The sequence below is a fragment of the Kitasatospora sp. NPDC002040 genome (assembly GCF_040296785.1).
GTDB lineage: Bacteria > Actinomycetota > Actinomycetes > Streptomycetales > Streptomycetaceae > Kitasatospora.
On record NZ_JBEOXV010000001.1, the window covers coordinates 164,649 to 178,283 of the forward strand.

Sequence of the window (13,635 nt, forward strand, 5' to 3'; positions counted from 1 at the left end):
GGCACCGCGCACGGCGCACTGCCCGGTGGCCCCGCCGTCAGTCCAGCAGTTTCTGTCCGACCCAGCCGCCCTCGGGCGCCCCGGGCGGGACCGCGTACAGCCCGCTGGACTCGTGCCGGACGAACCGGGACAGGCCGTCCCCCCGGGCCAGCTTCCGCTGCACCGGCACGAACCCCTTCGACGGGTCGGCCTGGAACGCCACGAACAGCAGCCCCGCGTCCGGCGACCCGTCCGCCAGCGTCCCGTCGGCGTACGAGAATCCGCGCCGCAGCATCGCCGCCCCGCCGTTGGAGGCCGGTGCCGCCACCCGGACGTGGGCGTCGGCCGCGATCGCCAGCGCGCCGTCGGCGCCGCGGGCGGCGAGGTCCACGGGGGTGGTCTCGGTGCCGCCCGAGAGCGGGGCGCCGTCCGACTTGCGGCGGCCGATTACCCGTTCCTGACGGTCCGTCGGCAGGTTCTCCCAGTTGTCGAGCAGCATCCTGATCCGCCGGACCACCGCGTACGTGCCCCCGGCCGGCCAGTCGCCGCCGCCGGTGAAGACCTTCTGCTCGAACCCGTCCTGGCCGGGCTTGGGGTTGTTGGTCCCGTCCACCTGGCCCATCAGGTTGCGGCCGGTCATCGGCTGCGGGGTGGCGCCCGGGGTGCGGCCGAAGCCGGCCATCTGCCAGCGCAGCGAGGCCAGTCCGGCGGCCTGCCGCTGGAGCACCCGGAACGCGTGGAAGACCACCAGGGCGTCGTCGGCGCCGATCTGCACCCAGAGGTCGCCGTCGCTGCGGGCCCGGTCGATCGCGTCCTCGGGGAAGTCGGGCAGCGGGGCCAGCGCGGCCGGGCGACGGTCCGTCAGACCGACCCGGTCGAACAGCGAGGCGCCGAACCCGAACGTGACGGTCAGCGAGCACGGCCCGGCGTCCAGCGCGATCTGGTTCTCAGCCGAGGGCGCGCCCTCCCCCCGGGTCAGCCGGGCCGCCGTCGCCGACCACTGCTGCATCAGCTTCCGCAGGCCGTCCCGCCCGGCCCCCTCGGCCAGGTCGAAGGCGGCCAACTGCACCCGGGCCTGGCCGGGTTGGAGGATGCCGGCCTGGTGCGGGCCGTGGAACGGGACCACGGCCGACCCCAGGGCGGCAGCCGCAGCGGGCGCGGCCGGGGCGGCGGCCAGCGCCTGCTGCCCGAGCGCGCCCCCGGCCGCGCCGATCGCGAGGCCCGCCCCGGCGCTGCCCAGCAGGGTGCGGCGGGAGAGTCCGGAGCTGGTCATGCGGTTCAGCCGATCTTGAGCGGTTTGACCTCGGTCACCTGGTCGATGTCGGAGGACCGCACGGTCACCGACACCACCCAGTTGCCCGCGAGCGGGAGCTGGCCGGTGCCGGACCAGCGGCCGGGACCCTCGGCCTTGAGGGTCACCGGGAGCGGACCGAGATCCCGGTCCGGCAGGGTGAAGGCGAGCTCCAGCTCGGGCACCTCGACCGGCTGCCCGGCCTGGTCGGTCAGGGCGAGCTGGACGCTGTTCAGCCCGACCCCGGCCGGATTGATCCCCACCGTGGCGGTGCCCTTGGCGTTCGGGGTGCGGCCGCCGGTGTCGTACGGGATCTTGAGTTCCACGGTCTTCCCGGGCACCGGGGTGGCGCCCCGGACCGGGTAGCGGTCGGCCGCCGTGCCGGGGCCGGGGGCGGCGGCGACCGCCTCGGCCACCTTCCCGGGCGGGGTGTTGGTCAGCATCGTGGTGACCACCAGGACCGCCACCGCGACCCCGGCCTCGACCAGCACCGACCGGCGCAGCCCGGCCCGCGCGGGGGTGCCGTCCCGCTCCTGACGCACCGTCGCCTCGGCCCGGGCGGCCTGCTGCCGGGCCAACTGCGCGGCCCGGACCGGATCGGCCCCGGCCTGCGCATCGGCCCGCTTCTCGGCCCCGGCCTTGGCCGTCACCGGCGCGGGTGCCGGTTCGGCGGTGGGCACCGCCTCGCCACCCGTCCGGAGCCGGGCGACCCAGCCCCGGGAGAACCAGGCCACGCCGACCATGGCGACCACGGCACCGGTCTTGATCAGCAGCAGCCGGCCGTACTCGGTGTCCACCAGCGCGCCCCAACTGCCCAGCCCGCGCCAGGCCTGGTAGACACCGGTCAGCACCAGCACCGCCACCGCGCCGAACGCCAGCTTGGAGAACAGCTCGACCGCCCGCAGCCCGACCCCGTTCCGGAGCGCGAGCAGCAGGGTGGTCAGCCCGCCCAGCCAGAGCGCCATCGCGAGCAGGTGGACCATCGCGGCCGGCAGCGCCAGCCAGACCTGCTCGCCGACCGAGGCGTGGTCCGCCCCGGCCCAGGTGGCGGAGAGCGCCACGGCCAGCACCAGCCCGGCCACGCCGAGGCCCAACCTGGCGTCCCGGAGCGGACGTTCGGCGGCCCGGCGCTCCAACTGCCGCAGCTCATCCTCCTCGCCCTCCGGAGCCGTCCGAGCCGCCTGGTCCGACCGACTCGCCTCGGCTGGCTCGGGCTTGGCCTGCCCCAACTGCCCCACCAGCAGCGACAGGAAGACCCCGGCCGCCGCGAGCAGCAGCAGCCGGACCGACAGCGCCGTCCCGATCCGCTCGTCCAGGGTGCTGCGCACCAGCGAGAGGTCGAGCGCCTGCCCGATCCCGGTGCCCCGCTCGTACGGGCCGCGCAGCAGCAGCACCGCCACGGTGGAGACCAGCAGCGCGACCCAGCCGGTCATCAGCAGCCGCTGCACCGAGCGGACGGCCGCCCCGGCGGGCCAGCAGAGCAGCACGAATGCGGTCGCCCCGGCCAGCAGCGCGAAGGCGGCGTAAGCGATCGTCCGTCCGGTGCCGTAGGCGAAGGCGACCACGCCGTCCGCCTTCACGTCCTGCAGGGCGGCGGCCGAGACGGTGGTGGCCGAGGGGGCGCCGATGGAGAAGGTGTAGGCACCGCCGATCGGGTGCGAGTCCTCGGAGACCGCGCGCCAGGCCACCGTGTAAGTGCCGTTGGCCAGGCCGCTCTTGAGCGCGACCCGGGCGGTGGCGGCCCGGCCGTCCAGATGGCCGGGATCGCCGGAGTCGACGGCCGCGCCGTCGGGCCCGAGCACCCGGACCGAGTCGGGGGAGAGCGAGACGCCCTCGCTGAAGGTCAGCGTCACGGAGCCCGGTGCCGTGGGCACCACCGCGTTGTTCGCCGGGTCGGTGGAGACCAGGGTCGCGTGCGCGGACGCCGTGCCGGCGCCGCCGATCAGCAGCAGCCCGGCCGTGACCACGACCGTCAGCAGGGCACCAAGCCTCTTCCACATGAGCTACTGGCTCCCGGGTCGGTAGGTGAGGGGTTGGACCGGCACCTGTACGGCGATGGTCTCGCCCTTGGCGAAGGTGAGTTCGAGGTCGAGCCGGTCGCCGACGGCCGGCGGCTTGGCCCATCCCATGATCATGAGGTGGTTGCCGCCCCGGGCCAGCTGGAGCGCTCCGTTCGCGGGGACCGCGAACGAGCTGACCTCCTCCATGGTCTGCTCGGTGGAGCGGTGCATGGTGACCGAGCTGGCGCCGGAGCTGCGCACCCCGACCAGCTCGTCCCCGCCGGCCCCGTCGTTGCGGACGGTCAGGTACCCGGCCGCCATCCCGTTGGGGCTGGCGGGGAGCGGGATGTACGAGTCGACCACGCTCAGTCTGGCCACCGCGGCGGTGCCGTCCGAGCCGCAGGCGACCAGGACCGTCCCGGCGGTCAGCACGGCGGCCAGCCCGGCCCCGTACAGGGCCCGGCGCGGGAACGGGGTCACGCCGGCACCCCCTTGGCCAGCAGCGGCAGGTCGTGTTCGAAAGTCTGCACCGAGGTGCTGCTGAGGTACAGCAGGTGTGCCTTGTCGTCCTGCGGCAGGAAGGTCAGCACCTGGGCGCCGTGCGAGGAGGTGACGGTGCCGTCCTTGTTCACGATCGGGTCCTCGACCAGGACGCCGAGCGACTTGGCGGCGGCCTTCACCCGGTCCAGGTCGCCGGTCAGCCCGACGAAGCTCTTGCCCATCGCGTCCAGCCAGGTGCGCAGCACCTGCGGGGTGTCCCGGGCGGGGTCGGTGGAGACGAAGACCACGTCGATCTTCTTCTGCTCCTCGGCGGAGAGCTTGGACATCGCCACCCCGATGTCGCCCATGGTGGTCGGGCAGACGTCCGGGCAACTGGTGTAGCCGAAGAACAGCAGGGTGGGGCGTCCGGCGGTCTGCTTGCGCAGGTCGTACGGCTGCCCGGAGGTGTCGGTCAGGGTCAGCTCGGGCTTGTCGAAGTGCTTGCCCAGCACGGTGGCCTGGTAGGGCGAGCTGCTGCCCTCCTTCGAGACCTTGGCCGGGCCGTCGGCGCTGCTGCCGCCGGAGCCGCAGGCGGTCAGGGAGAGGGCGGCGACCAGCGCGAGGGCGGCGGCGCCGAGCAGTCGGGGGGAGGGGGTGTGTGCCATGGCGGTGCGTCCGATCGTGGGGCGTGCGGCATGCTGCGGCCGGCCCCGGCCGCCGCGTGGCTCGCGGCGGCCGGGGGTGGGCCCGGAAATCAGGAGGCGTTGCTCTTGCGGCGCAGGCCGAGCACACCGAGCGCGGCACCGAGCACACCGATGACGATGCCGACCACGCCGAGGGTACGGGCGGTGGAGTCGTCCGAGGCCATCGCGGCGTGGTCGCCGTCCTTGCCCTTGGCCGCGTCGGCGGAGTCGGCGTGGTGGTCCCCGGCCGCGGCGGCCGGGGCCTTGGTCAGGGTCAGCGAGGGCGCGGGCTTGGCGGGCTCGGGCTGCCCGGCCTTGGCCTCGTCGATCCAGCGCACCACGTCGCCGTTGTCGTAGGTCTGCAGCGCCTTGAAGGTCAGCTTGTCGGTGTCGTCGGGCATCGCGCCGAGCGAGACCGCGAAGTCCTGGTACTGGCCGGGGCCGACCTTGGTGCCGGCGTCGGCGGTCCAGGTGATCTTGGAGACGGCCTCGGTGATGTCCTTGCCGTGCGACTTCAGCGGCTTGTCGAGCTTGGACTTCTCCAGGGTGGCGGTCCAGCCCGGGATCGGCTGGGTGCGGACCGAGGCCAGCGGGTGGTCCAGCGGGAGGTTGATCTCCAGCTTCACCGTCGAGGCGGTGTCGCTCTCGTTCGGCACCCGGAACGCGACGGCGCTGTAGCCGCCCTGCTGGACGGTGCCCGGCTGGACGGTGACGTGCGCGAAGGCCGGGGCGGCCAGGGTCAGCACGGTGCCGGCGGCGAGGGCGGTGGCACCGGCGAGACGACGGGCAGGAGAGATACGCATGGCTGTGGACTCCAACGGGAGACGGGCACGCGCGCAGGCCGCAGCGGCGGCGCGCGTACACGGGGGAAGTGACGGACAGGCAGGGCTGTGCGCGCGCTTCCGAGGGTGTCCCGGGTCAGCGCGCGGACAGGAGCGCGGGCGGCCCCCGGCGCAGCGGGCTGTGCCGCAGGCCGACCGCCGCCGGCAGCCGCCAGTCGCCCGCCCGGGGCGCGCGGGGCCGCTCGGGCCCCGGCACGGCCGGGCCGAGCAGCAGGGCCACCAGCAGCGCGAACGCCGTCCGCAGCGGGGCGGCGAACTCCTGCGCCGCGTCCGCCGTCAGCCGCAGCAGCCGCCACAGGGCGGCCTCGCCGCGGCGCAGCCACCAGCCGGCCAGGACGGCGGCGGCCAGGTGGCCGATCAGCATCGGCCCGGTCAGTCCGAGCGGGCCGCCCGGCTCGGCCACGGCGGCCGCGGGGTACGCGTTCGGGTCCAGCCCGGCCGCGCTGACCAACTGCCCGGGGTTGTCGACCAGGGCGGCGGTGCCGCTCTCGTCGCAGACCAGGCGGCTGGCGACCTGAGGCAGCGTCAGCGTCCCGCCGTGGTGCATGCCGGGCATCGCGGTGCTGCAGAGGAAGTGGAAGAGCAGGTGCAGCCCGAGCTGACCGGCGGTCAGCGCACCGGCGATGGCGAGCAGCGAACGCTCCCGCCCGCCGAGCAGGACGGCCACGGCGCAGACCGCCGTGAAGCCGGCCACCAGGGCGGGCAGGCCGACCTCGCCGCTGCCCACCAGGGCGTGCCCGGCGGCCGCGACCAGCGTGCACACCAGGGCGAACGGCACCGCCCGGGCAAGCCTCAGGTCCCAGGCGGCGGCCGGGGCCCGGTGGCCCTGTGCGGCGGCGCCCGGTGACGGGGCGAGGCGGTGGTCGGTCATGGCTGGGACATCCTCTCACCGCCTACATCGACCGCCGGGGGAGGGGCGGAAAATACATCACATTGCCCCGTTCGGCCCCGGCGTGCGCGCCGTGCAGTGCGCCGCTCGGCACACGCCGCTGCACCAGTCCATCCGCCGAACGGGCGGTATCGGCCCCTCGGGACGGTTCGGTGCGGAATCGGCCGGAGATACCTAGTTGTATGTGGAGCCGCAGCCAGGAGGGACCTCCCGTGGACATCTGGTGGACTCTGCACCTCAAGCGCGACCCGGCCAGCGTCCCGCTCGCCCGGCGCATCCTGCTCGGTGCGATGGACTCGGCCGGTGTCGACCCCCAGGTCGCCTACGACCTCGGCATCGCCCTCACCGAGGCCTGCGCCAACGCCGTCGAGCACGCCACCTCCACCCGCCCGGACGAGGGCTTCCAGGTCACCGCGTCGATCTCCGGCGACCGCCTGCGGATCGAGGTCACCGACACCGGCCCCGGCCTGCCGCCCGCGGCCGCCCTCGCCCGGCCGCCGGTGCTGCCCCCGCTGCGCCGCCAGGCCGGTCCCGCCATCCGCCCCCCGGGGCGCTGTCGCACCCGCCGCGGCCGGGCCACCCTCCCGGCCCCCGCCCTGACGGCGCACCGCCCCCGCACCGCCGACCGCCCGGCCCCGTACGACACCCACGTCCTCCCGGCCGGCCGCCCCACCACGGCCCGCCCGATCGACCTGGACACCCTGCCGGACCTGACCGCCGAGAGCGGTCGCGGCCTGTTCCTGATCCACGCCCTCACCGACCACGTGCAGCTCCGCAACCATCCCCTGCGCGGCGCCATCGTGAGTTTCGACAAGGTCCTCAAGTGGCAGGACGACGCACTCCTCCGGGCCGCTTCCTGACGCCCGTGCGCCGCTGACCGGTCGGCGATATCCCCCGCCTTTCCGCAGCGGCGAGGCCTTTGAACTGCGCCGCCCGGAAACGCCCGTGCCGCCCGGAGCGCCGCGTGCGCGGGCTGCGGGCGGCACGGCGGCCGGGACTGCGGGCGGGGCTACTTGCTGACGGCGAAGCGCATCAGGTCGCGCTCGTCCCCCTGCTTGATCTTCCCGGTCTCGTTGATGACCTGGAGCTTCCACCCCGTGCCGACCCGGATCGCCTTGGCCACGGCGCAGCCGTTGTCGTTGGTGAGCAGGCTCGGCCAGATGTCGGCGACCTGCTGGCTGCTGCCGCCGGTCGAGTCGTACACCTTGAAGCTGATGTTCCGCGCGTTCTGGAACGCGCTGCGCTTCTTGTACGCGGCCGCTATGAAGACGATCGACGTGATGTTGGCCGGTACCCGGGAGAGCTCGACGGTCACCGTCTCGTCGTCCCCGTCGCCGTGCCCGGTCTGGTTGTCGCCGCTGTGGATCAGCGAGCCGTTGCCCAGCGGGTCGAGGGAGTCGAGCCCGGCCAGCCGCACCGGCTCGCTGCCCTGCATCGCGATCGCGATCAGGTCGAGGTCACTGCCGACCTTCTGCCGGAACTTCCCCATCAGCCCGCCGCTGCTCCCGGCGGTCGGGTCCCAGGACACCCCGATGGACAGATGGGTCACCCCGTCCAGGTCCGCCGGTCCGTCCTCCTTGTTCAGCGTGATCATGCGTGGTCCTTTCGGTGAAGGGGACTGCTGCCCCCGAGTCTGCCTGAGCCCCGACGGAGCGTCACGGTGCCACGGCTCCCGACGGGCTAGCAGGAATTGCCGGTCGGCCCGGTGGTTCGGAGCATGGGTGCATGGAGCACCAGATGCGAGCCGAGTACGGTCCGAGCGGTCGGTCGGGCGGGGTGAAGAGCTGGCACATCGTGGTGGGAGACACCATCAACGCGATGTGCGGCCACGAACTCGAGGCGGAGTCGGAGACCAAGGCGGCGACCGGGTGGTCCGACCAGCCGGATCTCAACTGCCACACCTGCGGGGCGCTGTTCCTGCGGGAGGCGCCGTACCTGCCGAGCGAACACCTCTACCGCGAGCAGCCGTAGCGGGCGGGCGTGGAGCCGACCGAGCTGGTCGAGGAGCTGTGTGCCCGGATCGACCGGCTCGACCCGCTGCTGCACGCCTTCACCCCGGAGCCGGGCCGCTACCTGCGGCTGGCCGCCGAGGCCCGTGAGCTGGAGCGCCGGTACGGCGGTCGCGAGCTGCCGCCGCTGTACGGCGTGCCGGTCGGGGTCAAGGACGTGATCCACGTGGACGGGCTGCCCACGCACGCCGGGTCGGCCCTGCCGCCGGGCGTGCTGGCCGGGCCGGAGGCCGGTGCGGTGCGGCGGCTGCGGGACGCCGGCGCGCTGATCGCGGGCAAGACGGTGACCGCCGAGTTCGCCCTCGGCGCCCCGGGCCCGACCCGCAATCCGCACCATCCGGCGCACACCCCCGGCGGTTCGAGCAGCGGCTCGGCCGCCGCCGTGGCGGCCGGCCTGGTGCCGCTGGCGATCGGCACCCAGACGGTCGGCTCGGTCATCCGTCCGGCCGCCTACTGCGGGGTGGTCGGCTTCCGCCCGACCTACGGGCGGATCCCGGCAGACGGGTTGGTCGGCTGCGCCCCGAGCCTGGACACCGTCGGCGTCTTCGCCCCGACCCTGGCCGGGGCGGAGCGGGCGGCGGCGGTGCTCTGCGACGACTGGCACCCGGTGGCCGGGCCCGGGCGCCCCCCGGTGCTGGGCGTACCGGTCGGTTACCTGACGGCGGTCTCCCCGGCCGCCCGGGAGGCCTTCGAACGCTGCGGGCTGACGGCCCGCCAGGTGGAGCTGCCCTGGCGCCCGGCCGACCTGGCCGCGGACATGCAGGTGATCAGCCGGTACGAACTGGCGCAGGTGCACCGCGAGCTGTTCCCCCGCTTCGCCAACCTCTACCGGCCGGAGACCGCCGCCGCGATCCGGCACGGCCAGGAGATCGGGCCCGTCGCGTACGCCGCCGCCCTCGACGCCCGCAGCCGCTACCGGCTCCGGCTGGCCGAGCTGACCGCCGCGGCGGGCCTCGACCTCTGGGCCACCCCCGCCGCCACCGGCCCGGCCCCGCTCGGCCTGGAGAGCACCGGCGACGCGGTGATGTCCCTCCCCTGGAGCCACGCCGGCTGGCCCGCCCTCACCCTCCCCGCCGGAACGGTGGACGGCCTGCCCGTGGGCCTCCAGCTGATCGCCCCGGCCGCCGCCGACGAGCACCTGTTCGCCTGGGCCGCAGCCGTGCACGAGCAGGTGCTCGGGGAGCGGCGCCGACCTCAGGAGCGCTGAACGTCCTCGCCGGTCCCGAGCCCCGGGGCGGGCCCGGCCGAGCACCTATGCTGGGCAGCCGGAGGTGCGCAGTGGCCGCAGCAGTGACGGACGGACGGGTCCAGCGGGGCAACGAGACCCGTCGGGCGGTCCTCGGCCGCGCCGTCGCGATCGCCTCGGTGGAGGGGCTCGGCAGCCTGTCGATCGGCCGCCTCGCCACCGACCTGGGGCTGAGCAAGAGCGGGGTGTTCGCCGCCTTCGGCTCCAAGGAGGAGCTCCAGCTGGCGACCGTCCGGGCGGCCCGCCGGATCTTCTACGACACGGTGATCGTCCCGGTGGAGCACGCCGCACCGGGCCTGCCCCGGCTCCGGCTGCTCTGTGCGAGCTGGCTGGCGTACACGCAGTCGGGGACGTTCCCCGGCGGCTGCTTCTTCCAGTCCGTCTCGGCCGAGTTCAACACCCGCCCCGGGCCGATCAGGGACGCCCTCGCGATCGCCGCCCAGGACTGGGAGGGCCTGCTGGTGGACCTGCTGCGGACCGCCGGGGCCAACGGCGAGCTGGTGCCGGACACCGACCCCGAGCAGGTGGCCTTCGTGCTGATCGGGCTGATGGAGACGGCCAACGCGCACGCCCTGCTGCTGGGCGACCCCACCCGCTTCACCCGCGCCGCCACCGCGATCGACCGCACGCTCGCCGCCGTCACCGTCTGACGGCTCAGCTCAGCACGGTCGGCATCAGCAGCGAGAACGTCCCCTCCCGGTCCGGGCAGCGGATCGCCAACGGGGCCACCGGGCTGCCGAGTTCGAGCATCAGCTGGTCCCGGCGGCCGGCCGTGAGCGCCTCCAGCAGGAACTCCCGGTTCACCCCGATCCGGTACGCCTCCCCCTCCCGCTCCACCGCGTCGCCGGCCACCCGGAGGGTGCCGTCGGCGCCGACGGTGAGCACCGAGACCTGCTGCTCCACCCCGTCCTGACCCCGCGTCACACTCCGGCTCGCCCCGGCGGCCAGGCCGGCCCGCAGCTCGGCGGCGTCGACCGGCATCCGGTGGGTCGGGTCCAGCCGCAGCAGCGGACGGTAGTCCGGGAAGTCCTGGTCCACCCGTCGGCCGGTCACCTGCCGCTCGGACCCGTCGGCCCGGGTCGCGGCGAGCGTCAACCGGTCGCCGTCCACGGTCACCAGGGCCTGCTCCGCACCCTCCAGCAGGGTCCGGGCCTCGTCCACGAACGCGGTCCCGGCGATCGCGCCGACCGGGGGACCGTCCAGCGCGGCCGCCGGGGCGAGCGAGACGGCCAGCCGGTACCGGTCGGTGGCGACCAGGCGCAGGCCGTCGGCCCCGAGCTCCAGCAGGACGCCGCAGAGCCCGGGCAGCTCCGGGGCGCTGCTCGCGGCGAACCGGACGGCGTCCAGTGCGGCGGCCAACTCGTGGGCGGGGGTGGTCAGTCGGGTCGCGTTCATCGGGTTCTCCCTCTGGTCGAGCAGTGCGTGGACCGTGGAGAGTTCGCGCCGGGCGTCGGTCAGGCCGTCCTCAAGTCGGCGCAGGTGCCTGTCCAGGGCCCGCCGGGCCTCCGCCGGGTCGGCCGACAGCACCAGCGAGATGTCCGGCAGCGGCATCCCGACCCGGCGCAGCCGGGCGATCAGCCGGGCGTCCGGGACCTGCTCCTCGGCGTACCAGCGGTAGCCGGTCTGCGGATCGACCCGGGCGGGGCCGAACACGCCCGCGCCGTCGTAGAACCGCAGCGCGCTCACGCTGAGGCCGGTGTGCCTGGCCATCTCGCCGATGCTGCGCATCACGTTCTCCACGCCGAGGACTCTGGGGGCTCGACCAGGTCGAGGGTCAACCGCTCCACCGTAGCCGGGTGCCGGGTCCGCCCTGCAAACTGCACGAACGGTCGTGCTAATATCTGGTCCTGATCGGCTGCGCACCCACGCTGCGGCCCTCCCGGGGAGTGCTCATGGACCCGTCCACCGCCCTGCTCCGTACCGCCCTCAACGCCACCGCGGCGCTCTCGCCCCGGCTGGCCGGCCGGGCCGCCTTCGCGCTGTTCCGGCGCCCGGTCCGCCGCAGCCGGGTCAGATCGACCGAGCAGGAGGTGCACCGGCGCGCGGTGACGGCGCAACTGGCCGTCGGGGGAAGGACGGTGACCGTCTACCGGTGGGGGAGCGGCGGGCGCCCGGTGCTGCTGGTGCACGGCTGGCGGTCCAGGGCCTCCCGCTTCGCGCCGCTGATACCCGGCCTGCAGGCGCTCGGACTGACCCCGGTCGCCTTCGACGCACCCGGCCACGGCGACTCCGGCGGCCGGACCACCACGATCCTCGACTACCGCGAGGTGATCGGCCGGCTCCACGACGCGTACGGCCCGTTCGAGGCCGTGGTGGCCCACTCGCTCGGTGCGGTCGGGAGCTTCCTGGCGCTGCGGGACGGGGTCAAGACGGCCCGCATGGTGACGGTGGCCGGGGCGGCCGAGTACGGCTTCCTGGTGCAGGCCTTCTGCGAGCAGCTCGGTCTCGGCCCCTGGGCGGCGGGCGAGTTGGAGCGCCGGGTGGCCGAGGTGCTGGTCGGCGACCGGGACCGGGCGGACTTCGACGCCACCCACCGCCCGGACGACTTCGGCTTCCCGGTCCTGGCGGTGCACGACCAGGACGACCGGACGGTGCCGCTCGGCCAGGCCCACCTGCTCCGGGCCGCGCACGGCGAACGGGTGCAGCTGCTCACCACCCGCGGCCTGGGCCACCGCCGGATCCTGGCCGAGCCCGCGGTGCTCGACAACGTGCTCGGCTTCCTCGCGGCCGAATGACGCCGGACGACGCCGCGCGAGCCACAGCCGAACTGCGCTGGACGGGGAAACGGCGTCGGGCGGCCCCCCGCGTGGGGAGCCGCCCGGTGAGCCGGTCGAGCCGAGCCGTCAGCCGCCGCTCTTGCGGCGGAAGTTGCGCTTGCCGCCGGCAGCCGCGTGGGCGCCGTGCACCTTCGACTCGCTGCCCGGGCCGCCGCCGGCGCCGTCGGTCCGGATGCCCTGCTTGCGCTCCAGGGCGGCCAGGAACTTCGCCTTGACGTCGTCGGGCGCGGCGGGTGCCTGCTCCGCGTTCTGCGGTTCGGCGGATTCGGGTGTGCCGCTGCTCATGGGTTGACCTCCAGAAGAACCAGAGCGGGTGTTGCCAGCCTCACCATGTCATGCCGGGACGGGTCGGTCCCACCATTTGGCCCTCAGTGCGGACGGTCCCGGTAGTGCGGCCCGCCGATCATGAAGAGCAGCAGCGCGGTCGGGAAACCGATCGCCGCGACCAACAGGACGAAGAACTGCAGCACCATCACGGCGGACTCCCAGGGATCGGACGGACGCAGACAAATCTGACGGTATGTCCAGGTTCACCCGGCTGCCACTTCCCTCACCCCACCGAGGGATCATCGCCCGAACCCTGTCCGTCCTCCCGCTCCGCCGCCACACTGGCGGGATGCAGGTAGAGCTGGCGGGCGAATCGCAGAAGCCGGGGCAGCAGAGTGAGGACTTCGCTGCGACCTCCCCGGAGGCCTTGGTACTGCTGGACGGTTCGAGTGCGCCGGACGGCCTGGAGTCGGGCTGCCGGCACGGCACCCCCTGGTACGTCCGGCGGCTGGGCGTGCACCTGCTGGCCCGGCTGACCGACCGGCCCGACCGCTCGATCGCCGAGTGCCTGGCCGACTCCATCGTGGAGACCGCCGCCCTGCACGGCGGCCGCTGCGACCTGGCCCACCCCAACACCCCCGCCGCGATGGTGGTCGCGGCCCGGCTGCACGGCAGCTCGCTGGAGTACCTGGTGCTCGGCGACTCGATGCTGGTGCTGCACCTCAAGGACGGCCCGCCCCGGGTGATCGGCGACAACCAGCGCTTCCCGGCCGGCGAACTGCTGCGCCGTCAGATCTGGTCCACCGTCCCCGGTTCGGCCGAGCGACGCGAGCTGCACCTGCGGTACGCCCTGGCGGTCCGCGCCGCCCGCAACTCCGGCCACGGGCCGTGGATCGCGGCCGCCTCGCCCCGGGCCGCCGCCCAGGCCGAGACCGGCTTCGTCCGCCTCGCCGCTCTGCACGCGGTGGCCGCCCTGAGCGACGGCGCCGCCCGCTGGACCGAGCGCTTCGGCCTCGGCAGCTGGTCCGACGCGCTCCACCTGCTCGCCGAGCGCGGCCCCGCCGAACTCATCGCCCAGGTCCGCTCCACCGAACGCGCCGACGCCGGCTGCGAGCGCTGGCCCCGGGGCAAGGCCCACGACGACGCGTCGGCGCTCTACGCCCGGATCTGAG

General features: G+C 74.7%; 15 protein-coding genes. 6 read left to right on the forward strand and 9 right to left on the reverse strand.

From position 1 onward, the window contains the following. Window positions 1-37: 37 nt before the first annotated feature. The 6 genes from efeB to ABT118_RS00780 form a co-directional block, all read right to left on the reverse strand. Window positions 38-1,252 carry an iron uptake transporter deferrochelatase/peroxidase subunit gene (gene efeB, locus ABT118_RS00755; RefSeq protein WP_350643981.1) on the reverse strand — a complete coding sequence of 405 codons (1,215 nt, stop codon included), beginning with the start codon at window positions 1,250-1,252 and terminating at the stop codon, window positions 38-40. A 5-nt stretch (window positions 1,253-1,257) separates the two neighbouring features. After that, window positions 1,258-3,270 (reverse strand): copper resistance CopC/CopD family protein, encoded by a 2,013-nt coding sequence (locus ABT118_RS00760; RefSeq protein WP_350643982.1) that lies wholly within the window; start codon window positions 3,268-3,270, stop codon window positions 1,258-1,260. Between the two features lie 3 nt (window positions 3,271-3,273). Continuing rightward, window positions 3,274-3,750 (reverse strand): copper chaperone PCu(A)C, encoded by a 477-nt coding sequence (locus tag ABT118_RS00765; protein ID WP_350643983.1) that lies wholly within the window; start codon window positions 3,748-3,750, stop codon window positions 3,274-3,276. After that, window positions 3,747-4,415 (reverse strand): SCO family protein, encoded by a 669-nt coding sequence (locus tag ABT118_RS00770; RefSeq protein ID WP_350643984.1) that lies wholly within the window; start codon window positions 4,413-4,415, stop codon window positions 3,747-3,749. The genes ABT118_RS00765 and ABT118_RS00770 overlap by 4 nt, the downstream gene beginning before the upstream one ends. Window positions 4,416-4,504: 89 nt before the next feature. Next, window positions 4,505-5,236 carry a YcnI family copper-binding membrane protein gene (locus tag ABT118_RS00775; protein ID WP_350643985.1) on the reverse strand — a complete coding sequence of 244 codons (732 nt, stop codon included), beginning with the start codon at window positions 5,234-5,236 and terminating at the stop codon, window positions 4,505-4,507. Window positions 5,237-5,351: 115 nt separating this feature from the next. After that, window positions 5,352-6,146 carry a hypothetical protein gene (locus ABT118_RS00780; protein ID WP_350643986.1) on the reverse strand — a complete coding sequence of 265 codons (795 nt, stop codon included), beginning with the start codon at window positions 6,144-6,146 and terminating at the stop codon, window positions 5,352-5,354. 230 nt (window positions 6,147-6,376) lie between these two features. Here ABT118_RS00780 and ABT118_RS00785 point away from each other — a divergent pair, with 230 nt between their 5' ends. Beyond that, the gene (locus ABT118_RS00785) at window positions 6,377-7,024 is read left to right on the forward strand and encodes an ATP-binding protein (protein ID WP_350643987.1); all 648 of its coding nucleotides are present in this window, start codon (window positions 6,377-6,379) and stop codon (window positions 7,022-7,024) included. A 149-nt stretch (window positions 7,025-7,173) separates the two neighbouring features. Here ABT118_RS00785 and ABT118_RS00790 read toward each other — a convergent pair whose 3' ends face one another. Next, entirely contained in the window at window positions 7,174-7,758 is a 585-nt protein-coding gene (locus ABT118_RS00790) for a TerD family protein (protein ID WP_350643988.1), read from the reverse strand. Window positions 7,759-7,889: 131 nt separating this feature from the next. Here ABT118_RS00790 and ABT118_RS00795 point away from each other — a divergent pair, with 131 nt between their 5' ends. From ABT118_RS00795 to ABT118_RS00805, 3 genes are all read left to right on the forward strand, one after another. Then, a complete protein-coding gene (locus ABT118_RS00795) occupies window positions 7,890-8,135 on the forward strand; it encodes a hypothetical protein (RefSeq protein ID WP_350643989.1) in 246 nt (81 codons plus the stop codon). A gap of 9 nt (window positions 8,136-8,144) precedes the next feature. Then, the gene (locus tag ABT118_RS00800; RefSeq protein ID WP_350643990.1) at window positions 8,145-9,380 is read left to right on the forward strand and encodes an amidase; all 1,236 of its coding nucleotides are present in this window, start codon (window positions 8,145-8,147) and stop codon (window positions 9,378-9,380) included. 71 nt (window positions 9,381-9,451) lie between these two features. Continuing rightward, window positions 9,452-10,069 (forward strand): TetR/AcrR family transcriptional regulator, encoded by a 618-nt coding sequence (locus ABT118_RS00805; RefSeq protein WP_350643991.1) that lies wholly within the window; start codon window positions 9,452-9,454, stop codon window positions 10,067-10,069. 4 nt (window positions 10,070-10,073) lie between these two features. On the opposite strand, the gene ABT118_RS00810 is transcribed toward ABT118_RS00805, so the two are convergent. After that, on the reverse strand, window positions 10,074-11,159 hold the full coding sequence (locus tag ABT118_RS00810; protein ID WP_350643993.1) for a DNA polymerase III subunit beta family protein: 1,086 nt from the start codon (window positions 11,157-11,159) through the stop codon (window positions 10,074-10,076). A gap of 152 nt (window positions 11,160-11,311) precedes the next feature. Between ABT118_RS00810 and ABT118_RS00815 the strand changes: the two genes are divergently transcribed. Continuing rightward, window positions 11,312-12,154, forward strand: a complete 843-nt coding sequence (locus ABT118_RS00815) for an alpha/beta fold hydrolase (protein WP_350643994.1) — start codon at window positions 11,312-11,314, stop codon at window positions 12,152-12,154. A gap of 108 nt (window positions 12,155-12,262) precedes the next feature. Here ABT118_RS00815 and ABT118_RS00820 read toward each other — a convergent pair whose 3' ends face one another. Then, window positions 12,263-12,481, reverse strand: a complete 219-nt coding sequence (locus ABT118_RS00820; RefSeq protein WP_350643995.1) for a DUF5302 domain-containing protein — start codon at window positions 12,479-12,481, stop codon at window positions 12,263-12,265. Window positions 12,482-12,812: 331 nt separating this feature from the next. Here ABT118_RS00820 and ABT118_RS00825 point away from each other — a divergent pair, with 331 nt between their 5' ends. After that, complete coding sequence (locus tag ABT118_RS00825; protein WP_350643996.1) at window positions 12,813-13,634, forward strand: integrase; 822 nt, start codon at window positions 12,813-12,815, stop codon at window positions 13,632-13,634. Window position 13,635: the final 1 nt, after the last annotated feature.